This window comes from Pseudovibrio sp. W74, from assembly GCF_001623085.1.
In the GTDB taxonomy this organism is placed as follows: Bacteria; Pseudomonadota; Alphaproteobacteria; order Rhizobiales; family Stappiaceae; genus Pseudovibrio.
Genome location: NZ_LMCJ01000016.1, coordinates 16841 through 38212 on the forward strand (window position 1 = coordinate 16841; position 21372 = coordinate 38212).

Annotated in this window: 21 protein-coding genes; 11 read left to right on the top strand and 10 right to left on the bottom strand. The window is 52.4% G+C overall.

The window, feature by feature from the left end; genetic code table 11:
* Positions 1-75 precede the first annotated feature (75 nt).
* The 3 genes from PsW74_RS10685 to PsW74_RS10695 form a co-directional block, all read right to left on the bottom strand.
* Positions 76-1596, bottom strand: a complete 1521-nt coding sequence (locus PsW74_RS10685; RefSeq protein WP_063289416.1) for a multicopper oxidase family protein — start codon at positions 1594-1596, stop codon at positions 76-78.
* 91 nt (positions 1597-1687) lie between these two features.
* Positions 1688-2902, bottom strand: a complete 1215-nt coding sequence (locus PsW74_RS10690) for an NAD(P)/FAD-dependent oxidoreductase (protein WP_063289417.1) — start codon at positions 2900-2902, stop codon at positions 1688-1690.
* A gap of 327 nt (positions 2903-3229) precedes the next feature.
* On the bottom strand, positions 3230-3907 hold the full coding sequence (locus PsW74_RS10695) for a cysteine hydrolase (protein ID WP_063289418.1): 678 nt from the start codon (positions 3905-3907) through the stop codon (positions 3230-3232).
* 337 nt (positions 3908-4244) lie between these two features.
* On the opposite strand from PsW74_RS10695, the gene PsW74_RS10700 reads away from it, so the two are divergent.
* Both PsW74_RS10700 and PsW74_RS10705 read left to right on the top strand, forming a co-directional pair.
* A complete protein-coding gene (locus tag PsW74_RS10700) occupies positions 4245-5549 on the top strand; it encodes an SDR family oxidoreductase (protein WP_063289419.1) in 1305 nt (434 codons plus the stop codon).
* The gene (locus PsW74_RS10705) at positions 5546-6019 is read left to right on the top strand and encodes a DUF2269 domain-containing protein (RefSeq protein WP_063289420.1); all 474 of its coding nucleotides are present in this window, start codon (positions 5546-5548) and stop codon (positions 6017-6019) included. The genes PsW74_RS10700 and PsW74_RS10705 overlap by 4 nt, the downstream gene beginning before the upstream one ends.
* Here PsW74_RS10705 and PsW74_RS10710 read toward each other — a convergent pair.
* From PsW74_RS10710 to PsW74_RS10725, 4 genes are all read right to left on the bottom strand, one after another.
* Positions 6016-6648, bottom strand: a complete 633-nt coding sequence (locus PsW74_RS10710; protein ID WP_063289421.1) for a hypothetical protein — start codon at positions 6646-6648, stop codon at positions 6016-6018. The genes PsW74_RS10705 and PsW74_RS10710 overlap by 4 nt on opposite strands.
* Positions 6649-6823: 175 nt before the next feature.
* Positions 6824-8305 (bottom strand): Asp-tRNA(Asn)/Glu-tRNA(Gln) amidotransferase subunit GatA, encoded by a 1482-nt coding sequence (gene gatA, locus PsW74_RS10715; protein WP_153041739.1) that lies wholly within the window; start codon positions 8303-8305, stop codon positions 6824-6826.
* A 27-nt stretch (positions 8306-8332) separates the two neighbouring features.
* Positions 8333-8620: an Asp-tRNA(Asn)/Glu-tRNA(Gln) amidotransferase subunit GatC gene (gene gatC, locus PsW74_RS10720; RefSeq protein ID WP_057463353.1), complete on the bottom strand. Its 288-nt coding sequence runs from the start codon at positions 8618-8620 to the stop codon at positions 8333-8335.
* Positions 8621-8764: 144 nt separating this feature from the next.
* Entirely contained in the window at positions 8765-9985 is a 1221-nt protein-coding gene (locus PsW74_RS10725) for an MFS transporter (protein WP_063289423.1), read from the bottom strand.
* 81 nt (positions 9986-10066) lie between these two features.
* Between PsW74_RS10725 and PsW74_RS10730 the strand changes: the two genes are divergently transcribed.
* The 4 genes from PsW74_RS10730 (at position 10067) to PsW74_RS10745 (ending at position 13113) form a co-directional block, all read left to right on the top strand.
* A complete protein-coding gene (locus PsW74_RS10730; protein ID WP_063289424.1) occupies positions 10067-11032 on the top strand; it encodes a helix-turn-helix domain-containing protein in 966 nt (321 codons plus the stop codon).
* Entirely contained in the window at positions 11032-11583 is a 552-nt protein-coding gene (locus PsW74_RS10735) for a helix-turn-helix domain-containing protein (protein WP_063289425.1), read from the top strand. The genes PsW74_RS10730 and PsW74_RS10735 overlap by 1 nt, the downstream gene beginning before the upstream one ends.
* A gap of 189 nt (positions 11584-11772) precedes the next feature.
* Positions 11773-12246: a YHS domain-containing (seleno)protein gene (locus PsW74_RS10740; RefSeq protein ID WP_057463357.1), complete on the top strand. Its 474-nt coding sequence runs from the start codon at positions 11773-11775 to the stop codon at positions 12244-12246.
* A 393-nt stretch (positions 12247-12639) separates the two neighbouring features.
* Positions 12640-13113 (top strand): YHS domain-containing (seleno)protein, encoded by a 474-nt coding sequence (locus PsW74_RS10745; RefSeq protein WP_057463358.1) that lies wholly within the window; start codon positions 12640-12642, stop codon positions 13111-13113.
* Positions 13114-13282: 169 nt separating this feature from the next.
* Here the strand turns inward: PsW74_RS10745 and PsW74_RS10750 are convergent, their stop codons facing one another.
* Both PsW74_RS10750 and ung read right to left on the bottom strand, forming a co-directional pair.
* The gene (locus PsW74_RS10750; protein ID WP_063289426.1) at positions 13283-14020 is read right to left on the bottom strand and encodes a metal-dependent hydrolase; all 738 of its coding nucleotides are present in this window, start codon (positions 14018-14020) and stop codon (positions 13283-13285) included.
* Positions 14021-14152: 132 nt separating this feature from the next.
* Complete coding sequence (gene ung / locus PsW74_RS10755; RefSeq protein ID WP_063289678.1) at positions 14153-14830, bottom strand: uracil-DNA glycosylase; 678 nt, start codon at positions 14828-14830, stop codon at positions 14153-14155.
* Positions 14831-14973: 143 nt separating this feature from the next.
* Here ung and ruvX point away from each other — a divergent pair, with 143 nt between their 5' ends.
* Complete coding sequence (gene ruvX / locus PsW74_RS10760; RefSeq protein WP_063289427.1) at positions 14974-15471, top strand: Holliday junction resolvase RuvX; 498 nt, start codon at positions 14974-14976, stop codon at positions 15469-15471.
* 168 nt (positions 15472-15639) lie between these two features.
* Positions 15640-16578: an AEC family transporter gene (locus PsW74_RS10765; protein WP_063289428.1), complete on the top strand. Its 939-nt coding sequence runs from the start codon at positions 15640-15642 to the stop codon at positions 16576-16578.
* Here PsW74_RS10765 and PsW74_RS10770 read toward each other — a convergent pair.
* Positions 16563-18218, bottom strand: coding sequence for an acyl-CoA dehydrogenase family protein (locus PsW74_RS10770; protein ID WP_082596874.1), 1656 nt, complete (start codon positions 18216-18218; stop codon positions 16563-16565). The two genes, PsW74_RS10765 and PsW74_RS10770, sit on opposite strands and share 16 nt — an antisense overlap.
* 134 nt (positions 18219-18352) lie before the next feature.
* Between PsW74_RS10770 and PsW74_RS10775 the strand changes: the two genes are divergently transcribed.
* The 3 genes from PsW74_RS10775 (at position 18353) to plsY (ending at position 21372) form a co-directional block, all read left to right on the top strand.
* Positions 18353-19312: an aspartate carbamoyltransferase catalytic subunit gene (locus PsW74_RS10775; RefSeq protein WP_082596876.1), complete on the top strand. Its 960-nt coding sequence runs from the start codon at positions 18353-18355 to the stop codon at positions 19310-19312.
* 11 nt (positions 19313-19323) lie between these two features.
* On the top strand, positions 19324-20628 hold the full coding sequence (locus tag PsW74_RS10780; protein WP_063289429.1) for a dihydroorotase: 1305 nt from the start codon (positions 19324-19326) through the stop codon (positions 20626-20628).
* Between the two features lie 126 nt (positions 20629-20754).
* Entirely contained in the window at positions 20755-21372 is a 618-nt protein-coding gene (gene plsY / locus PsW74_RS10785; RefSeq protein WP_063289430.1) for a glycerol-3-phosphate 1-O-acyltransferase PlsY, read from the top strand.

Genomic DNA, 21372 nt, shown 5'->3' on the forward strand with positions numbered 1-21372 from the left:
GCCCCCTTTTTAAGCAGCTAAATCCGGCAACAGCGTAAACACATCAAGAGCAGCCCCCCAACAGAAATTACGGAGCTACCGCAGCATCTCACGCTCACCAACAACGTAGCGCACGGGCTGCATCATCCCGACAGCCAAGTGCCAGATATTGTGACAGTGATAGGCCCACATGCCGGGGTTGTTGGCCAGAAATTCGATGGTCACCGTTTGCTTCTTAGGCACCCAAACCGTATCCATCACTGGCGCATAGTCGTCATCAGGGCCTCCAAGTACGCGGAATGTATGGCCGTGAAGGTGCATGGGATGAGACATGGGAGACCGATTGATCATCCGCAACTGAACCACCTCACCCTGTTTCACATCCAGATACGTCTTTTGCGGATCAGGCCCCGCATAGGGCTCAGGCCAGTAGTGATTGTTCATCATCCACTCATAGGCCTTCATATCTCCGGAAAGCAGTACATCATAAACACGATCAACTTTTCGGCCAAACCCTGATGCCTCAAGCGACTTCAGGCTTCTGAAATCAACAGTAACCCCGTCAAAGGAAGGACGCTTGTCATTCACGCTGGCCTTCACATCATCAGTATGAATAACCCCAAGACACTGCTTACTATCACCAAGCGCAGCAGCATGGATTGTGTAACTACCACTGTCCGGCACATCTACCAGCACATCATAACGGGCTGATGTCGGGACAATCACATTCTGCCCTTCAACAGGCTGCATACGGTTGCCATCAACTTCAATGACTGAGAACTTCAGTCCATCAATAGAAATTCTGAAGAAGGTGCTGCCGGACGAGTTGATCAACCGCAGCCGCAAACGCGCTCCTTTTTTGATCGTCAACGTCCACGGTTTGGAGTTGGGTTGTCCATTCAGAGTGTAACCAGCATTCACAACATCAATATCAAAGTCTTTGGAGTTGGGAGGCTCATAAGCGTCTTTGATCTCGGGCCGATGCCTGCCACTTCGTAAGCCTTTGATGATCTCTCCACCTTCGGCTGGTGGAATGTCGCTAAACATCAGCACTTCATCATAATCATAGGAGTATGGATTGTCTTTAGGATCAATAATGAGAGCTCCCAGAAGACCATACTGCTCCTGCAATCCAAGATGGGAGTGGTAATAATAGCTCCCCTGTTGAACCAGCGGAAACTCGTAATATTGAGAGGTTCCCGCTTCAATGGGCAACTGCGCAATTTCGGGGACACCGTCCTGTAAAGACGGCAACAGGATTCCATGCCAGTGAATGCAGGTGGGCTGTTTCATCCGGTTATTGATGAGCACCCGGAACATATCCCCTTCCGTATATCGGATAGGAGTACCTGGCCATGTGCCACCAACAAGCATGCCTTTGAGATCGACACCATACTGAGAGTAAGGTTTCTCATCCACATCCAGCGTAAAATCCGGCTTAGCAACACCTGCACCAAGGAGTGATTGTGCGCAAGCTGTTTCCTGCGGGACAGAAGCAGGAGGCAAAACAGGTTGAGATTGCTGTGCGCCAGCACTGCCGGAAATGAATGTAGCTGCACCTGCGGCAAGCCCGCCGCTTGCGCTGGTTTTCACAAAGTCTCGACGGCTCAGCTTCATAAGCGCACCTGCTCTTCCAGACGAAAAGAGCAGCTTAGGCAGGGAAACCCTACATTTCCCTAGCATTATCGAGAGGATTATAAGGAATAGGTTACGCGCCGATCAAACGATCAGCGCCCATGGAGCCCAGCGCAAGAGAACTGGTCAGGCCTGGGCTTTCAATACCCATGTAAGTCAACAGCCCCGGAATGCCGTGCGTTTCCTCACCCCAAATTGCAAAATCGGCCGCTTCAGCGCCCGCAGGAACCAGCTTAGGACGAATACCAGAATAGTCCGCCTGCAAGCTGCCATCAGCCAGATCAGGATAATATTTACGGATCTGCGAATAAAACTGTTCGCCGTGCGCTTCATTCACTTCGTAATCGATCTCGTCAATCCACTCCACATCAGGACCAAAGCGTGCCTGATTACCCATATCCAGCGTGAGGTGAACACCAAGCCCACCCGGCTCTGGCACAGGATAAATCAGATGCGAGAACGGAGCATCTCCGGCAAGGCTGAAATAGTTGCCTTTCGCATAGTAAAGCTTCGGCACTTTACATGACATGTGTCCGGCCAGCTTGGAGAGCATCTTATTGGAGTGAAGACCCGCAGCGATCACAAGCTCATGACAAGTGATCGCGTAGCCATCCTTCATGACAACGGTAAAGCCGTCGCCTTTGAAGTTCTTGGCAGCAAACTCTTCATGCTCGTCATCATCAAAGTGATGATCAGCCGCTTCCAGATCCTCTTCCACCAGAATGTCAGCGCCCATCAGTTCGCTTGGGCGCATACCGGTTTCGATCTCGGTGACTTCTGTCCCAACAACAACAAGCCCGCCATGCGCCTCTAATCCACCTTGCAGCGCCATCATATACGCATGACTATCCACAATGCCTGTGGAAGGAGAAAACAGAGCGCCCTTACACGCCAGATGCGGTTCAAAGCCCCGCGCCTGTGCTTCATTGAGCATCAAAAGATCATCAACACCATTGGCAGCAGCACGTGCGCGAATGCCATCCAGCATGGAAACCTGGCTTTCATCGGTTGCTACAATCAGCTTACCAACGCGCTTGTACGGCACGCTAAATTCCTCACAAAAGGAATACAGCATCTCCTTACCTTGCACGCAAGCTTTTGATTTCAATGAATCTTTTGCGTAGTAAATTCCGGCATGGACAACTTCGGAATTACGAGCACTGATTTCGGAGCCGATGATTTCGTGCTGTTCAAGCACAATAACTTCACGTCCCCTGCGCGCTAGTTCATAAGCCGCGCTCAAGCCCACAACTCCTGCACCGATTACGATGCACTCAACGTCTGCCATGCTATTCCTGTTTGCTCTTTTATTGTTGGGAGACAGACCCATAGCACATTACGCAGCAATCTAAACAATATACCCACAGCCTTTCCCGCATTAATCCCCAAGGCAAATGTGTAGATTTTGAGGCAGTATGTCTTGAAACGGCAAAACACCCAACATCTAGTAGGCAGCTTAATATACCAGGGTTCAGCTCATTCAATTTGATCCACAGCCAGATGCATCACGCAGATACACAAGCAAAAAGCCTGCGTCAGACGCAGACTTTTCCCATGCCCATGTAGGGTGCATGTTGATAATGTGCAACCGGCACAATGCAGTTGAGATCAGAACCTACTGAGCCACAGCCAGCTCTGCCGATTTCACCAGCTGCACGCCCTTACTCACCAACTCTGCCCGGCACTGCGTCCAGCCTTTCGGATCAATGGAAAGCACAGCATCCTCTGCCAACTCCACCGCATATCCACGCCCAAGCGCTCCAAGCGCCGTGCTCTTCACACAGTAACATCCATCAAGCCCGGCAATCCTGAGCCGTCCAACACCGTGCGTCTTCAGGAAAGCCTCCAGCTCTTCACTGGCAAATGCATCCCCCACACTCTTTACAAGATCCATGTCCGGCTGAAACCCGAGCCGCTTATCCAACTCAAGCCCGTCAGAGCCCTCTGTCCCAAGCCCTTCGCCAAGCAATCCAATCAGAAAGTTCGTATAGCCTCCCTCATAGATCAACCGTGTGGTAATCACGGGCTCCCCGCGTGCCTGCGCCTCTGCCGCCAACGCGTTAATCCGCGCAATCCGCTCTTCCACAAAGGCAGCAGGCCACTGTCTTGCCTTGGTATCCTTTGTAAAGTCCTCCTGCACATCCAGCACCAGCAACGCAGACTGACCGCGGCTTGCCTTATCAATCACGTCTCCCTGCGTTGGTCCCTGCAACCGCATCAAGCGCTGCGCGGTGTATCCTGCACCAATCAGAAGCACCAGAACCACAAGACCAACAACACTCCACATACTCATCAACGCCTCCAAATTACGACTGTGCCAGTGAGGAAAAACAACCAAGCAACGCCCTCTGCACTTACAGACACGCCCGCATCTCACCTGCACGCGGACACTGCAAAAGCCCTTCAAGAACAGACCGTACTGCGCCAAAGGCCGTGTGAACTGATCCCCTCATAAAGCGAAACCGCCAGTTCAGGATCTCTCTGTACGTCCCGCTCTTCCATACCCGCACAAAACCACCACACATCTTATTTGTCAACTTAGTTGACAAATAAGATGTGCTCAACTGAACGCCCTCATGCTAGATTGAGGCATTAAAGTGAGTCTGTTCTTCCTCTTAAAAGTTCAATTTATGAGTATCCGCAAATCAGCAATTGTCCTCGGCGCTTATGGCTTCATCGGTGCCGCCTGCGTCAAACATCTCCAACATTCAGGATTTCATGTCACGGGGGTTGGACGCTCCCAATCAGCCGCCAGGCAATGCTTTCCCGAACTACAGTGGCACTTTCTGGATATCGCCACCGCAACCACTGAGGATTGGAGCAAAATCTTTGAAGCAGCAGATGTTGTCATAAACGCATCCGGCGCCCTGCAAGACTCTGCCAAAGACAATCTGGAAGCAATCCATGTGCAAGCCGTCGAACGTATGTGCGAGGCTTTGACCAACACAGATAAGCTATTCATCCAGATCTCAGCTGCAGGCGTCGCGCTTGACGCAAACACCAATTTCTTCCGCACCAAAGCAAAAGGCGATGCAATCATTAAGCAACAGCTTGAGCATGCAATCATTCTGCGCCCTGCCCTTGTTATTGGACCACAAGCCTATGGCGGAACAGCACTTCTACGAGCAGCCAGCGCGATGCCGCTCATCGGCTTTAAGGTATTCCCCAAAAGCCAAATTCAAACCATAGCCTTGGACGACCTGGCACAAGCAGTCACACACTGCGCGCTTGGCAAAATCCCGACAGGGACAACGGCAGACCTCGCTGAAGAAACACCTCAAACCCTCTGGCAACTCACAAAAGCAATAAGAGCATGGCAAGGCTTCCCGCAATGGCGCTATGCTGTCACAACACCAAACTGGCTCCTAACAGTGACAAGTAAACTGGCGGATGCTCTTGGTGCGTTTGGATGGCGCTCTCCCCTGCGCTCCACGTCCATCGAAACCCTGCAAAACGGCATCACCGCGGATACGTCCACTTGGCAAAAGGCGGGTGGTTTTCCCTGCAAATCACTTAATGAAACACTGAGGTGTTTGCCATGCTCAACGCAGGAGCGTTGGTTTGCCAGACTTTATCTTCTGTTGCCCCTCACCATCGCCTGCCTTTCTCTCTTCTGGTTTGCCTCTGGCATCATCGGAGCAATCCAGTTTAGCGACGCACAGAGAGTTCTGACCGAGCGCGGCATGGATCAAACACTAAGTCTGCTCTTTGTCTTTGCAGGCAGTATCGCAGACGTCACGCTTGGCAGCCTTATCCTCTTTAGAAGACACACTTGCCTCGCCTGTCTGGGCATGATCGCAGTGACGCTTGGATACTTAGGAGCTGGCACATTGTGGGCAACAGACCTCTGGGCAGATCCCCTTGGCCCGTATGTCAAAACAATCCCCGCTATGATCCTAGCCCTCTTTCCCATTCTGCTGCTGGAGGAGAGATGACCTACGAGTTCCTCAAGTTCCTGCACATCATCGGCGCCTGTGTCCTTATCGGAACAGGCGCAGGCATTGCGTTCTTCATGGTGATAGCCGCCAGAACGTTAAACGCTGCGGCCATCGCTCATACAGCTGGAACCGTCGTCATTGCTGACACACTTTTCACCGCCACAGCTGTGATCGTTCAACCCATCACCGGATATCTGCTGGCAAGAGAAGTTGGCTGGTCTTTGACCGAAGGATGGATCGTGCTCTCACTCGCACTTTACATGCTTATTGGCGCATTCTGGCTCCCAGTGGTCTGGATACAAATCCAACTCAGAAACCTCGCCGCATCAGCCGCCCAAACATGCACGCCATTACCACCCCGCTACCACACCCTCTACCGCATCTGGTTCGCCTGCGGCTTCCCCGCTTTCGTTGCGATACTAGGGATTGTTTGGCTGATGATTGTGAGGCCAGAGGTTGGATATTAACTTCCCAAAATATCAAGATTTTTGGCTGAACACTTCTTAATATAGTTCTTAAGTTCATAGACATTCGCAGCTTCTAATCGTTGACCGTTGGAAAACTCTGCGGCAATGGACCAAGCCAAACCTGAATTCAAGAGATCCGTGGAGTTAGGCAACAAGAGCTCTCCATAGATGTACTCCATATGCGAGCTCATACTCGGCACTACAACTTCAGAGTACAGGTATGACTGAGATTGGAAGTCAAACATCTTAAAGCCTTCATAGTCACCACTCATAAGACGCTGAACAATGCCTTGTTGATTATTTGACGAAATCGCTCGTTTAAAATTATGGACTTTAACGTATTCAGGACCGTTACTCGTGAATAGCTGAATGCTCTCATTAGCAGTCCCCGACGGAGAGTACCTCAGAAAAATTCCGCTTTTTTGCCCAGAGTTGTTGATGTGTATAGGCAATACGAACCGAATCTTGCATTCACTTTTTTCCAATTTGGCTGATATACTCATTGCTCCGCTACTAAACAGGAACTCAGGGCCAGGCCTATTCAACCAAGCCGTAACAATACTAACAATTATTGCAAGCAAAGCGAGTAACTCGCCCCAACCAAACTTCAATGAAAAATCAAAACGCATAAATCAACATCCTTCAATCTTCCACAATTAGAAGTTGCTTTATATGCAAGTGCAATATTATGGCGATAATTTATTGAAGTATTGCCTCTTTTGTCGACAGAATAGATGCATACCAACAAAAAAGGCCCCGGATCTCTCCGAGGCCTCTCTCATTTCATAGCAGCAGCGCTGAGGCTTACTTGCTCCACCAGTTGGCGGAAGGCTCGAAGCGGCCAGCGGCTTGCTCAATCACTTCACCAACCTGGAACAGAGTGCCTTCGTCAAATGGCTTGCCGATCAGCTGCAGGCCCAGTGGCAGGCCGTCTTTGTTGAGGCCAGCTGGGATGGACATGCCCGGAACGCCAGCCATGTTGGCTGTCACAGTAAACACGTCATTCATGTACATGGTCACTGGATCAGTGATCTCGCCTGGAGCAAACGCTGCATCAGGAGTGGTCGGTGTCAGGATTGCATCCACACCGTCAGCCCATGCATTGTCAAAGTCCTGCTTGATCAGGGTACGAACCTTCTGCGCTTTCAGGTAATACGCATCGTAATAACCTGCAGACAGAACGTAGGTGCCGATCATCACGCGGCGCTTCACTTCGTCACCGAAGCCAGCTGCGCGAGTGTTCTCATACATCTCTACAATGTCATTGCCCGGCACACGCAGACCGTAACGAACACCATCATAACGCGCCAGGTTGGAAGACGCTTCCGCTGGAGCCACAATGTAATAAGCAGGCAAAGCGTATTTGGTGTGCGGCAGAGAAATCTCGACGATCTCAGCGCCAGCTTCCTTCAGCCATGCAATACCCTGCTGCCAGAGCGCCTCAATCTCCTCTGGAATACCGTCCATGTGGTACTCTTTAGGAATACCGATCTTCATGCCCTCGATGGACTTGCCGATGAAATCTTCGTAGTTCGGCACAGGCGCATCAACAGAAGTGGTGTCTTTCGCATCAACAGAAGCCATGGACTTCAGCAGGATCGCGTTGTCACGCACTGTACGGCCAATCGGGCCAGCCTGATCCAATGAGGACGCAAACGCAACCATACCCCAACGAGAACAACGGCCATAAGTTGGCTTGATGCCAACAGTACCGGTCAGCGCTGCAGGCTGGCGGATGGAACCACCGGTATCAGACGCTGTCGCCGCAGCACAAAGATGAGCAGCAACGGCAGAAGCGGAACCACCAGAAGACCCACCAGGCACCAGTGCAGTCTCAGTGCCATTGCGGCGCCAAGGGTTCACAACGTCACCATAGAAGGAAGTCTCGTTGGAAGAGCCCATCGCGAACTCGTCCATGTTCAGCTTACCCAGCATCACAGCACCGTCATCAAACAGGTTTTGCGTGACGGTGGACTCATACTCTGGCTTAAAGCCATCGAGGATGTGAGAACACGCCTGAGTGTGAACACCCTTCGTCGCGTAAAGGTCTTTGATGCCGAGAGGAATACCTTCCAGCGGACGCGCCTCGCCAGCAGCGATTTTTGCGTCAGACGCTTTGGCCTGCTCACGGGCAATATCGCCAGTTACAGCAATATAAGCGTTCAGCGCCTCATTGCCGGACTCGATGGCACCGAGGTAGCTCTCAGTCAGTTCAGTTGCAGTAAAATCGCGGGCAGCAAGCTTATCGCGCGCCTCTGCGATCGTCAGTTTGGTAAGATCAGACACAGTCATTATCCTTGTGAAATCGGGCGCTTATTCAACAACTTTAGGCACGGTGAAGAAGTTGTCTTCATGCACTGGCGCGTTAGAAACGATCTTGTCCGCATAACCGCCATCGCTCTGGCCGTCAGCCCGCTTCTTCATGGTGGTTTCAACCACAGAGGTCATTGGCTCAACGCCGTCAACATTCACCTCATCCAGCTGCTCAACAAAACCAAGGATCGTGTTCAGCTCACCAGTCATTTTCTCCGCCTGCGCGTCATCAACCTTGATGCGCGCCAGACCGGCAACACGTTTTACGGTGTTTAGATCAACCGACATGTTTCACTCCGAAATTACGGGGGCAAAAGACTGCCCGCCTCGAATTCATGGCAAAGAGCTATAAACACAAAAAAACAGCAGAACAATCACTGCCCTGCTGTTCATCCCTCATATTCTCGATATTACGGAACCAATCAGTACCGATTAATAAGAAGCATATTCCAGAGATCTCCCACGCACACCCGACACCACCAACCACAACGCCAGACCCAGCAACAAAGGAAGTGCCGAGAGTGAAAGCCCTGCCCAACCAACAGTGCTGAACAAAATGCCCGTTGAAAGCGCACAGATCGCAGAAACCAACGCTACGACTGAATCATTGGCTCCTTGAGCAAGCGGCGCATCTTCAGGTGCAACAACCTCAACCAAACGAGACGTCGCGCCGATAAAACCAAAGTTCCAGCCAACACCCAGCAGGAGCAAAGCCACATAGAAGGCCCAAATCTCAACACTCAGCGCACCAATCACACCAGCCCCAGCAAGCATCAACAAACCCAGCACCATGACCGAGGTTGTTCCAATCCGGCGGATGATAAAGCCTGTAACAAAGCTCGGACCAAACATGGCGACCAAATGCCAGCGGATTACATCGCTGGATTGACCAACAGAAAACCCACAATAGTCCATCGCAAGCGGTGTCGGAGACATCTGCATAGTCATGAAACCAAAAGAGAGCCCCGCACACGCCGTCGCACTCCAGACAGCTGGTCGGCGCAGCACCTTCAAGGACGCAACAAACCCTTTGTTAGTCTGGTCTTTCGTCAAAGCAGGCGGCAGGCTCAAACCAAGCACAGGCAACGCGCCCACAACAGCAACACCTGCCAACGCCAGATAACTGCCCACAAATGGAATGACCCCGCCAAAATCTTTCACCACACCAACAAGGCTTGGGCCAAGCAGCGCAGAGAGCAACCCCATAGACATGCTCAGCGAGATCGCCATGGGCTTCCACTTTTCGCTGGCGCTGTCAGATGCAGCAAACCGCATAAAGGTGTAGGCCGCCGTGGCAATGCCTAAAAGCACATGCCCAACAAGCAACACGACAAACTGATTGGAATAAAGCGCATAAACGCAGAGCAACGAACCGATAATGCTCAGGACTACACCCAGCAATATCCCGTTCCGACGCCCATACCGCCCCATAAACAGCGAGATTGGTGTAGCAAACAGAAAGTTACCAAACATCTGCAAGGCAAGCGGCACAGTTGCCATGGTGGGGTGGGGTGCAAGATAAGACCCTGCCAGAGCGCTGATCGCAATCAGGATTGGCATCTGCATGGAAAGGATTGCTGTTGCAATCAAAATGAGCGGAAAATTGCGCGCCCTATAGGCAGTCCCCGGCTCCGCTACCTTTGAAAATCCCATAATTATTCCTCGTAGAAACTTTGACCTCCTTGAGATTACCGCCTACAACAATTGGCAGTTAGGACATTCAAGCTTCAAATCATGCCAAACACACAAATCGAGCATTACCGTCATATAGATGCACTCGTGTATCACGGGATCAACCTTCTGGATCTGGCAGGCCCGATGCAGGCTTTCTGGACGGCAGACAGTTATCATCCCAAGTATAAGCTCAGAATTCTCTCTGTTGATGGTCAGCCGGTAGAAACCCAGCCAGGGATCAAAATCGCCGTTGATGGCAAGATATCCGACTGGAACCCAGCCGCTGATCTTCTCATCCCCGGAGGGCGTGTCGATAAAGAGCTGGGCAGCAGTACCCTTCGCTCGCTTCTTCAAAAAGCTGCAGCAAGGGCAAACGGAGAGCGCATCATCTCCATCTGCTCCGGCGCACTTATTCTGGCCGACGCTGGCATTTTAGATGGCAAGCAAGCCAGCACCCATTGGAGCCGCGCTTCCACAGCACAAACAGAGTTCCCAAATGTGAACTGGCAGCTCAACCAACTCTTCGTCAATGCAGGCAATGTCTACAGCTCTGCAGGTGTCACTGCAGGCATCGACCTGACCTTGCACCTCATCGAGCAAGATCTGGGAGCTGCGATCTCACTGAAGACCGCGCAGGAGCTGGTGGTCTACCTGCGCCGCAATGGGGGACAAGCCCAGTTCTCCTCCGCCCTTTCCCTGCAAGCCGCCGGTCAATCCAACATCGCAAAACTCTCAGAGATCATTCTGTCAGAGCCAGAGGCAGACTGGACCATCGAGAACATGGCAAAATCAGCAGGTGTCTCCACGCGCACTCTGCACCGCCGCCTGAAAGAAGACATTGGCGCGACCCCAGCTCAGTTCGTAGAGCGTCTTCGGTTGGATCTTGCCAGAACAGCCCTTCTCAAACGCAGCTCCATCAAACAGGCAGCTCATTTGTCCGGTTTCGGGCATATCCAAAACTTGCGCCGTGCCTTCCAGCGAAACTTTGGCATCACACCCTCTGAGTATGCGGAGAGGTTTTCCTGATGCCTGAGCCGACCACACCAAGAGGCCGCCCACAAAACAACGAACTCACCCGTCTGATCCTGACTACAACGCTCAAAGCACTGGCAACGGATGGCTATCACGGCACCTCAACCCAGCAAATTGCGCAGACAGCAAGCACGTCCAAACAAGCGCTGTATCGCCGCTGGCCAAACAAAGCAGGTCTGACTCTCGAAGCCCTGCGCTACGGGTTCCGCCAGGTTCCCCCCATCTACCCCGGCATGTCTTCTTTTCACAATGACTTGCAGGACGCCACCTCAGGCATCCTCAACGCCCTTTACGACACTCCGTTGGGCACCGCATGGCTTGCCCTGCTCTCAGAGCCTTCGTTAGTGGAGGAACTTTCCCTCATAGAAGGCGAACAGCGCACGCACTTCAGACAGGTTTTCGTTTACTGGAATACCACTGCAACCATGGAGACAAGCATCGACCAACTTCTCGGTTTTGTGTTTTTCACCAGCCTCGTTCGCAGGAGAAAACCGGCACTACGGGAAATTACCGAGTTAATTCAGAGCATTACAAGTCGATCATAAAAAATCAAAGCCGCTCTCCTCTTGGTGAAGACACTTGATTGGCACTTGTACACCCTCTTGGGGCAAGAAGATTGGGCCTCGCAAGAACGGGCAATTTCCGCGGGCCGAGGTTGTCGAACAAACAAAGCATTCTTCCTGACCTGGCTTTGTTTGTCTGGCGAAGTTCATTGTTTCATTGAGGGTAATATAATGAAAATCAAATCTATCGCTGTTGCAGCGGCTATTGCAGGTGCCGCCCTGTCCGCAAGCACATTCGGCGCATTCGCTGATGAAATCTCGACCTACACCTCTGGTGGTTATGCGATTGGTGGTACCGATCCTGTTGCATACTTCACACAAAACAAGCCTGTTCAGGGTAAAGCTGAATTTACCGCTCAGTACGACGGCGTAACCTGGAAATTCTCCAGCGCTGAAAACCGTGACAAATTCGTTGCAGAGCCAGCAAAGTTCGCTCCGCAGTACGGTGGCTGGTGTGCAGTTGGTGCATCCTTCGGCAGCAAGCTGGAAACCAAGCCTGAGCTTTGGGACATCGTCGACGGCAAGCTCTACCTCAACGCACACGATGGTGCAGTAAAGCGCATGCAGTCCCGCACAATCGAAACGATCACCAATGCAGACACAAACTGGGTTGAGATCCGCGACGTACCAGCAGACAAACTCTAAGTTTCCTTCAGTGCATATGCTGCAATAGGCGATGCCTAGCGCCTATTCCGACATCTCCCCAAATCTCATGGTGGCATATGCATTGAGCCCTAGAGAAAGCCGCAGAAATCTGCGGCTTTCTTTCGTTTATGGCACCCATTAGCTCAAAGCACACATAAACAAAACTAACGCTGCATCTACAACAAGTTACGCATCTTCAAATGCACTTTGCAGCGAGTAAACCTTCCCCTCACAACCAGTTCTCAAAACGGTGATGAAGCGTTATTGGCCTTAAGATAGGTATTCACGCATAGTGTTTTCAGAACATAGATAAAAACCAGTGGTTCCCCATAATCAACTGGTAAACGAAACAAGCCAGACTTGGCTTCAAAGATCAGTCCGAAGGAGTTGCCCATGCCGATCAAATCTTCAGTTCTTGCAGTTGGACTAGCACTGTCAGCACTTGTAACTGTTCCGATGACGGCAATGGCCGATGACGTAACCAACTTCGTTGAAGAAGGCTACGCAATCAAAGGAACTGATCCGGTCGCTTACTTCACACAAGGCAAGCCAGTTCCAGGCAAAAAAGAGTATTCCACGCAGTATCAGGACGTGACGTGGCTGTTCTCTTCCGCTGAAAATCTCGACAAGTTCAAAAAGGATCCAACCAAGTACGCGCCTCAGTATGGTGGTTGGTGTGCGACTGGTGTGAGCTTCGGAGTAAAAATTCCGATCCAGCCAGAACAATGGAAGATCGTCGATGGCAAACTTTACCTGAATGCCCATGCAGGCGCCCAGCGTCACTTCCTAAAAGACCCGAACGCTTCCATCGCCCGGGCAAATGAAAACTGGCCAACAATCATACACACGCCAGAAGCAGACCTTTAAGCGAACCCCACCCATGCTCCCTTGAAGGCCACTCAAGCTACGCGTGCCCCCAACTAAGCGTAGCTCCCGCGGTGAAAGCAAAAAAACGCGGAATGTGTCCCTTTCAAACTTAAAAGGCCTCAGTTCACGCTGAGGCCTTTTCTTGTTTCAGTGACAAAAATCAATGCAGCTATGAAGCTGCAACACTGTTATTGACTGTCACCGTCTCCCCCGGTTTCAGCTTTGCCACACGAAATGCATCATCCTCCATGCATTCGGTAAACTGATCTGCGCTCTGGTCTAAAATTGGGAAGGTACCGTAGTGACACGGAATGATGGTCTGGAACTCAAAGAACCTCTGACATGCCATTGATGCGGTGCGAGCGCCCATGGTGAACCGATCCCCGATCGGCACAATCCCAATCTGAGGCCGATAAATCTCGTTGATCAGCTCCATGTCAGAGAAGATGTCCGTATCACCCATATGTAACAGTGTTGGCTCATCCTCAGCCATCACCACAACGCCAGCAGGGTTACCCAGATACACATCCGCAACGCTGCCTTCACTATCAAACGAACAGGCAGAACTGTGCACTGCATTGGTCAGCGCCACACCAAACGCCCCCATGTTCACGCAGCCGCCATGGTTCATAGGATTGATTTTCTCAATACCTTTGTCCTGCGCCCACATACAGATTTCCCAGTTCGCCGTAAGCGTTGCACCAGTCATTTTCAAGATATCGATGGTATCGCCCACATGATCGTCGTGGCCGTGGGTCAGCAGAACATGATCAACACCTTCACTCACCTGCTCCACACTCATCTCTGCCGGAAAGCTCGGATTGCCAGACAAGAACGGGTCAATCAGAAGCGTTGCCCCAGGAATGTGAACCTTAAAAGCAGAATGGCCCAGAAACTGTAAATCCATACTACCAATCCCCCAATGCGGAGTGCCGAAACGCGGCACATCCGTGATATCTAAAATATTATCTAAACTAGTAGTAATTTGGTTACACAACCCTTAAATGTAACCGGACACTGGCAAAACTCCGGTAATGCCCTAGGAGATCTTCCAGTCAATCTCTGCAATACCATGTTCTTTCAGATAGGCATTGGTTTTGGAAAATGGAGCTGATCCGATAAAGCCACGCCGTGCCGACAACGGCGATGGATGCGCACTCATCAATACCAGATGCTTGCTCTCATCAATCAGATCCAGCTTCTTCTGTGCATGCGCGCCCCACAGGATAAACACCAGATGCTCTCGTGCTTCGGACAAGCCCTTGATCACAGCATCTGTAAACGGCGCCCACCCTTTCTTGGCATGAGACCCGGCCTTGGCTTCCTCCACACTCAAAGACGTGTTGAGCAGCAAAACACCCTGCTCCGCCCAATGCGTTAAACACCCATGAGTTGCTGGCGCTAAACCAAGGTCGCTCTCCAACTCCTTGTAGATATTGCGAAGCGACGGCGGCAGTTTCACGCCTTTGCGAACTGAGAAAGAAAGTCCATGTGCCTGCCCTTCCCCGTGGTAGGGATCCTGCCCAAGAATGACAACACGCACATCACTCAGAGCAGCTGCATTAAAGGCAGCGTAGCAGTCAGCTGTCGGAGGATAAATGGTCTTTCCTTCCGCTTCCTCAGCATCCAGAAAAGCCTGGAGTTTCTGAAAGTAGGGTTTATCCATTTCAGGAGCCAGAATGCCCTGCCATCCCTCTTCAAACTGCACTTGCGTCACGCCTATATCCACCTGCTCAATCGTCTTGCACCCTTACCTTTATCAGAACAGCCGTTGCACAGTTCAGCAGGAAACAGCATGTCCCCGAGAAAAATATAGATTACCTGCTTGGCGTTACTCTCAAGCCGTGCTAACTCGCCGCCATGGCAAATGATCCCTCACTTTCTCTCGAAGATTTCTGCGACGCGCTTTATGATGATGACCGCCTGATCGGTATCGATCTTGGCAGCAAGACCATTGGTTTGGCACTGACTGATTCAGGTCGGCAGATTGCATCTCCGCTGGAGACCATCAAGCGCAAGAAGTTTACGCAGGATGTCGAACGTCTGCTGGATCTTTGTAAGGAACACAGCGTCTTTGGCCTCGTGATTGGCCTGCCGCTCAACATGGATGGCACCGAGGGCCCGCGCTGTCAGGCGACCCGCGCATTTGTGCGCAATCTTGCCCAGAAAACGGAAATCCCGATCACCTACTGGGACGAGCGTCTCTCCACCGCTGCGGTCACACGCACACTTATCGAAGCAGACCGTTCCCGCGCCCGCCGAGCCGAGCTGGTCGACAAGATGGCTGCCTCCTACATCCTGCAGGGCTTCCTGGACCGCATCAACTATGGCGGCACCTCTCTCTTTGAGGACGAGTAGGTCCAGCTCTCAAGCAACAACACTTGAGAAAATTTAAGGCACCCTGCGCTTTACCACTCTGCTTTTTTCAGGCTACGTGAATAAACGGATACGCGCCTCAATACGCTGTTTGTCCATCCACTTGCACAGACACTTTCCTGTCTGTGCAACAGCCTGAAAAGCATAAGCATGTTCTCTGCCCTGTCAGCCATCATCTCTGTCTTGCTCCTCACAGCCACAGGATGGTTCCTCCGTCACCGCAATCTCATCCCAAGAGAGCGCTGGAGCGGTATGGAAGATCTGGCCTATTGGGTATTGTTCCCTGCGATCATCCTGATCAACGTGGGCACCTCAGATTTCTCGGCAATGCCAGTCATGGAAATCACCATATCCGTACTGGGAACCTTCTCGCTTCTGGCCATTCTGTGCCTCGTCCTGCAACCCTTTCTAAAACAGAAGTTTGCAATCGAAGGTCCGCGCTTCACTTCCATTTTTCAAGGTGTTGTGCGTTGGAATGGTTTTGTCGCCATGGCAATCGCAGCCAATAGTTTTGGAGAGGAAGGAGTGGCGCTGGTGGCGGTCATCATGGCAATCATGATCCCGGCAGCAAACCTGCTCTGCGTGATTGTGCTATCGATCTATGCAGGAGGGTCTGTCCCCTCGCCAAAAACACTTGCAAAAGAGTTGATCAAGAACCCTTTCATCATCAGCGTTGCAGCAGGAGGCCTCATCAACGCCTCCGGTGGCTATATCCCGGAAGTTATTGCAAACTATCTGACATTTTTGGGAAGTGCAGCCCTACCAATTGCAGTTCTGTGCGTCGGTGCAGCTTTGGACTTAGGAGCGTTGCGTCGCCCGGGCCCAGCGCTTACAACAGCTCTGCTTTTGCGCAACGTACTTGCACCCGGCATCGCATTGAGTTTCGCGCTCGCACTTGGGCTTGACGAAATCTCGGCAACCATCGTCACACTGGTGTTTTCTGTTCCGGCAGCAGGGGCAAGTTTTGTTCTGGCGAGGAAAATGGGCGGTGACGCCAAGTTGATGGCCGAAATTCTGACCCTTCAGACAGTCGCCGCCGCAATCACTATTCCGACGTGGTTATTGGTCGTGGCCTACTTGATCGGGTAAAGCCACTCAAGGATCCCCTTGGCGTCATAGCGTGCATCCAGCATGCCGTAGCTTGAACGCCACTGACCTGCCATACGGGTCTCAATAAACGCATTGGCAATCGCTGGAGGAGCAACTTCTTTCAGCGCAGCAGCTGCAGCTGTGATCGCCAGCTGTTCAGTCAGCAACCGGGCACCACCCTCATCTTCCAGACACGTCCGTGCTGCAGCCTGCAACACTTCAACAGACACCTTGCCGGCAGGACCAAGATCAGCTTCCAGCATGCCAAGCACATTCATGAAGCTGTCTGGAGTACGGTGCATAGCCCGCAGCAAATCCAGCGCCATGATGTTGCCTGAGCCTTCCCAGATGCTGTTGACTGGGGCTTCACGGTAGATACGAGCCATGTCGTGATCTTCCACGTACCCGTTGCCACCCAGACACTCCATCGCCTCAGCCGCAACGTTCTCTGCACTCTTGCAGATCCAGTATTTTGCAGCAGGTGTGATGATCCGCAGGAAGTCAGCGGCCTGGCTGTCTTCACCTTCCAAATCCATGCAATGCGACAGTTTCAGCGCCAGTGCCTCACTTGCAGCCATATCAAGAGACATATCCGCAAGAACCCGCTGCATCAGTGGCTTCTCAATAAGACGAGCCCCAAATGCACTGCGGTTGGAGGTGTGATGAACCGCTCTGGAAATCGCAGCCCGCATCAGGGCAGAAGACCCAATACAACAGTCCACACGGGTAGGTGTCACCATTTTCAAAATGGTCTTGATGCCCTTACCTACTTCCCCGACAAGGAAACCAACAGCGTTGTTAAACTCAACCTCGGAAGAGGCATTGGACTTGTTACCCAGCTTGTTTTTCAGGCGCTGGAAGTCCAGTCCATTCACTTCGCCAGATTCCAAAATACGCGGCACAAGGAAACAGGTTGGCCCCTCTTCCAGCTTCGCCAGCACAAGGAACGCATCACACATCGGCGCAGAGAAGAACCACTTATGTCCATTGATCACATAAGTGTCGTCAGAAACCTTTTCAGCGCGAGTGATGATCTGACGCAAGTCGGACCCACCCTGCTTCTCCGTCATGCCCATGCCAAGGCTCGCACCCATCTTCTGGCTGGCAGGGCGGAAACGTTGATCATATTTGCGGCTCAGGATGCGCTCATTCCACACCTTGGCAAGTTCAGGGGCCTGAGTAAGGGCCATGGCAGACGCGTTGGTCATGGTCACCGGGCAAAGGTGCCCACCTTCCACCTGGCTCATCACGAAATACTTGCGCGCACGATTATAAAACGCACGCTCACCACCCGGCTCCATGGACTCAACAGACGCACTGTGCAGGCCAGCTTCAAAAGAGCGGCGCATCAGCGCATGATAGGACGGGTGAAATTCGACAACATCCAGACGGCGACCATACGGATCGTGTGTTTTCAGCACCGGTTCATTAACATTTGCCAGTCTCCCCAGATCCAGTGCATCTGCGGCTCCACACTGCTCACCAAACTTGATAAGCTCCTCCCGTGCAGAATCGTTGGAGCCCGTGCCACCCAGATCAGCAAGGAGAATTGGATCACTCTCGGCAAGGTTATACCCACAATATGGCGGGGCCTGATTAATTACCCCTGTTGTCATAGTGGCTTGTGAAACTTTATCCATTTTTCCTCCCGCGAGTTGCCCCAGCGATTTTGATAGGTTAGCGCGCACGTTGCAACTGCGATTTGCACAATAAAAACTATACATCTGTTGAGCTCTTTACGAACTCGGTGTTTCTGCCTATAGAAGGGTCTTCGATGAGCAAGAAAACCACACATCGATCCTCAGCGTTCCCGCATCGCCATCTCCTCGGTATCGAGGGATTGCAGCCTCCCCACATTAATTACCTTTTGGACCTTGCCGACGAAGCCGTCGAAGTCTCCAGACAGGTAGAAAAGCAGAAAGCTGTTCTGCGTGGGCGAACGCAAATCAACCTCTTCTTTGAGGCTTCCACCCGCACCCAATCTTCCTTTGAGCTTGCAGGCAAGCGCCTGGGCGCGGATGTTATGAACATGTCGGTCTCCACCTCTTCGGTGAAAAAGGGTGAAACCCTGATCGACACCGCAGCAACCCTGAACGCCATGCGCCCTGATTTGCTGGTTGTTCGCCACCACGCCGCTGGAGCAGTCCACCTGCTGGCCCGCAAAGTCGGCTGCGCGGTCGTCAACGCCGGCGACGGCCCTCACGAGCACCCAACTCAGGCTCTGCTGGATGCCTTGACCATCCGCCGCCACAAAGGAACCCTCGGCGGCCTGACAGTAGCCATCTGCGGCGACATCCGCCACTCCCGCGTCGCCCGATCCAACATCATCCTTCTCTCCAACATGGGAGCTCGCGTGCGTGTCATAGCTCCCTCTACACTACTGCCCTCTGGTATTCATAGTATGGGCGTCGAAGTATTCACAGACATGCGCGAAGGACTAAAAGGCTGCGACATCGTCATGATGCTGCGTTTGCAACGCGAACGTATGAGCGGTGCGTTTGTACCATCTGTTCGTGAGTATTTCCGTTATCACGGTCTGGACTCCGAAAAACTCTCCTACGCCAAACCTGATGCTCTGGTCATGCACCCCGGCCCTATGAACCGTGGTGTCGAGATCTCAGCAGAAGTCGCAGATGGTCCGCAAAGTCTGATCCGCGAGCAAGTGGAAATGGGCGTCGCCATACGTATGGCAGTGCTTGAAGCTCTTGCTCAAAACCTTCCTGACAACAACTAGAGGACACGCGCATGTACAAGAATGTAAACCCGCTGGTCCTGACAAACGCCCGCATCATCGACCCAGCAAACAATGTTGATGAAGCAGGTGCAGTGATTGTGCAGGACGGCACCATCCTCGCCGCAGGTGCAGAGGCTCTCAATCAGGGCACTCCGGATGGCGCAAAGACCGTTGATTGCCACGGTGCCGTCGTTGCGCCCGGTCTCATCGACATGGGCGTCAGCGTAGGCGAACCCGGCGCAGAACACCGCGAAACGCTGGAGAGCGCCAGCCGCGCAGCAGCCGTTGGCGGTGTAACCACCATCCTCACCAGCCCCAACACGGACCCGGTGATTGATGATCCTGCACTGGTAGACTTCATGCTCCGCCGTGCCCGCGACACAGCGATCGTCAACGTGCACCCGATGGCCGCCCTCACCAAAGGTCTGGCTGGCAAGGACATGAGCGAGATTGGCCTGCTCAAGGAAGCTGGCGCCATCGCCTTTTCCAATGACAGACTGCCAATCACCAACTCCTCCGTTCTGGTCCGTCTGCTGACCTACGCTCGTGACTTCGACGCGCTGGTGGTTCATCAGGCACAGGATAAGGATCTGGCAGGCTCCGGCGTCATGAACGCAGGTCTGCGGGCCTCATGGCTGGGTCTGGGCGGCATCCCATGCGAGGCTGAGTTCGTCGCAATCGAACGCGATATGCGCCTCGTTGCCATGGCAAAAGGCAAGTATCACGCACGCCTGATCTCCTGTCCGCAAAGCGCTGAAGCCATCCAGAAAGCAAAGAACGACGGGCTCAATGTCACTGCAGGCATCTCCATCAATCATCTCACGCTCAACGAAAACGACATCGGCCCCTACCGGACCTTCCATAAGATGTCGCCACCGCTGCGCACGGAAGATGATCGTCAGGCCATGGTAAAAGCACTGGCAGATGGCACAATCGACATCATTATGTCCGATCACAACCCACAAGATGTGGAAACTAAGCGTCACCCCTTTGCAGAAGCCGAATATGGTGCTTTAGGGCTTGAAACAATGCTTGGAGCTGGAATGCGCCTCGTTCTGAATGAGGACATCTCACTTTCCAAACTGCTTGCAACAATGACCTGCAATCCAGCGGACCGTCTTGGTCTTCCTGCTGGCCGCCTCTCAAAAGGCGCTCCAGCAGACCTGATCGTATTCGACCCGCAAAAACCATGGATCGTAGAAAAAGATAAAATCCGCTCCCGCTCAAAGAACACCCCTTTTGAGGACGAAACTTTGACAGGTCGGGTTTTGACAACCATCGTTGCAGGCGGCATCCTAGATCACGACGCAATTTAACGTGTAGCTCTGAACCGGCCCACGAGGCTTTGGCACAATGCACGCGATACGATAAAGTTTTAAAGCAGTATGCTCATCCGCGAGGACAGGCATACTGCTTTAATATTCAACTACTGGAGAACACCCGTGCCTGATCCAATCAGCTGGTCCCTTGATTTACCCTACTATCTGGCTGCATTGGCCTTTGGCTACCTATTAGGCTCCATTCCGTTTGGCCTGCTCTTTACAAAAATGGCAGGTCACGGCGATATCCGAAACATCGGATCCGGCAACATTGGCACCACCAACGTCCTGCGCACTGGCAGCAAGAAACTCGCAGCCCTCACTCTGCTGTGTGATGCGCTCAAAGGCACTGCTGCAGTCGTACTTGTAGCTCTTTACATGGGCGGTGAAGCAGCACTGATTGCAGGTCTAGGCGCGTTCCTTGGCCACCTTTTCCCGGTCTGGCTCAAGTTCAAAGGCGGCAAAGGCGTTGCTACTTACATCGGCATCCTGCTCGGCATCTTCTGGCCGGTTGGTGTCATCTTCATCGCCATCTGGATTGCGACGGCCTACATCACCAAATTCTCATCCCTGTCAGCACTGGTAGCAAGTCTTGTCACTCCCTTTATTCTGCTGGCTTTCGATCAGTGGCAAATTGCGCAAATGATGGGATTACTCAGCATATTGCTATGGGCAAAACATCACGAGAACATTGCCCGCCTGCTAAAAGGCAAGGAAAGCAAGATAGGTTCCAAGGGATGA

Bases quoted from the DNA above. Each gene is read 5' to 3' on its own strand.
- PsW74_RS10685 (WP_063289416.1), bottom strand. From the start codon at position 1,596: ATGAAGCTGAGCCGTCGAGACTTTGTGAAAACCAGCGCAAGCGGCGGG.
- PsW74_RS10690 (WP_063289417.1), bottom strand. From the start codon at position 2,902: ATGGCAGACGTTGAGTGCATCGTAATCGGTGCAGGAGTTGTGGGCTTG.
- PsW74_RS10695 (WP_063289418.1), bottom strand. From the start codon at position 3,907: ATGAGTATGTGGAGTGTTGTTGGTCTTGTGGTTCTGGTGCTTCTGATT.
- PsW74_RS10700 (WP_063289419.1), top strand. From the start codon at position 4,245: ATGAGTATCCGCAAATCAGCAATTGTCCTCGGCGCTTATGGCTTCATC.
- PsW74_RS10705 (WP_063289420.1), top strand. From the start codon at position 5,546: ATGACCTACGAGTTCCTCAAGTTCCTGCACATCATCGGCGCCTGTGTC.
- PsW74_RS10710 (WP_063289421.1), bottom strand. From the start codon at position 6,648: ATGCGTTTTGATTTTTCATTGAAGTTTGGTTGGGGCGAGTTACTCGCT.
- gatC (WP_057463353.1), bottom strand. From the start codon at position 8,620: ATGTCGGTTGATCTAAACACCGTAAAACGTGTTGCCGGTCTGGCGCGC.
- PsW74_RS10725 (WP_063289423.1), bottom strand. From the start codon at position 9,985: ATGGGATTTTCAAAGGTAGCGGAGCCGGGGACTGCCTATAGGGCGCGC.
- PsW74_RS10730 (WP_063289424.1), top strand. From the start codon at position 10,067: ATGCCAAACACACAAATCGAGCATTACCGTCATATAGATGCACTCGTG.
- PsW74_RS10735 (WP_063289425.1), top strand. From the start codon at position 11,032: ATGCCTGAGCCGACCACACCAAGAGGCCGCCCACAAAACAACGAACTC.
- PsW74_RS10740 (WP_057463357.1), top strand. From the start codon at position 11,773: ATGAAAATCAAATCTATCGCTGTTGCAGCGGCTATTGCAGGTGCCGCC.
- PsW74_RS10745 (WP_057463358.1), top strand. From the start codon at position 12,640: ATGCCGATCAAATCTTCAGTTCTTGCAGTTGGACTAGCACTGTCAGCA.
- PsW74_RS10750 (WP_063289426.1), bottom strand. From the start codon at position 14,020: ATGGATTTACAGTTTCTGGGCCATTCTGCTTTTAAGGTTCACATTCCT.
- ruvX (WP_063289427.1), top strand. From the start codon at position 14,974: ATGGCAAATGATCCCTCACTTTCTCTCGAAGATTTCTGCGACGCGCTT.
- PsW74_RS10765 (WP_063289428.1), top strand. From the start codon at position 15,640: ATGTTCTCTGCCCTGTCAGCCATCATCTCTGTCTTGCTCCTCACAGCC.
- PsW74_RS10770 (WP_082596874.1), bottom strand. From the start codon at position 18,218: ATGGATAAAGTTTCACAAGCCACTATGACAACAGGGGTAATTAATCAG.
- PsW74_RS10775 (WP_082596876.1), top strand. From the start codon at position 18,353: ATGAGCAAGAAAACCACACATCGATCCTCAGCGTTCCCGCATCGCCAT.
- PsW74_RS10780 (WP_063289429.1), top strand. From the start codon at position 19,324: ATGTACAAGAATGTAAACCCGCTGGTCCTGACAAACGCCCGCATCATC.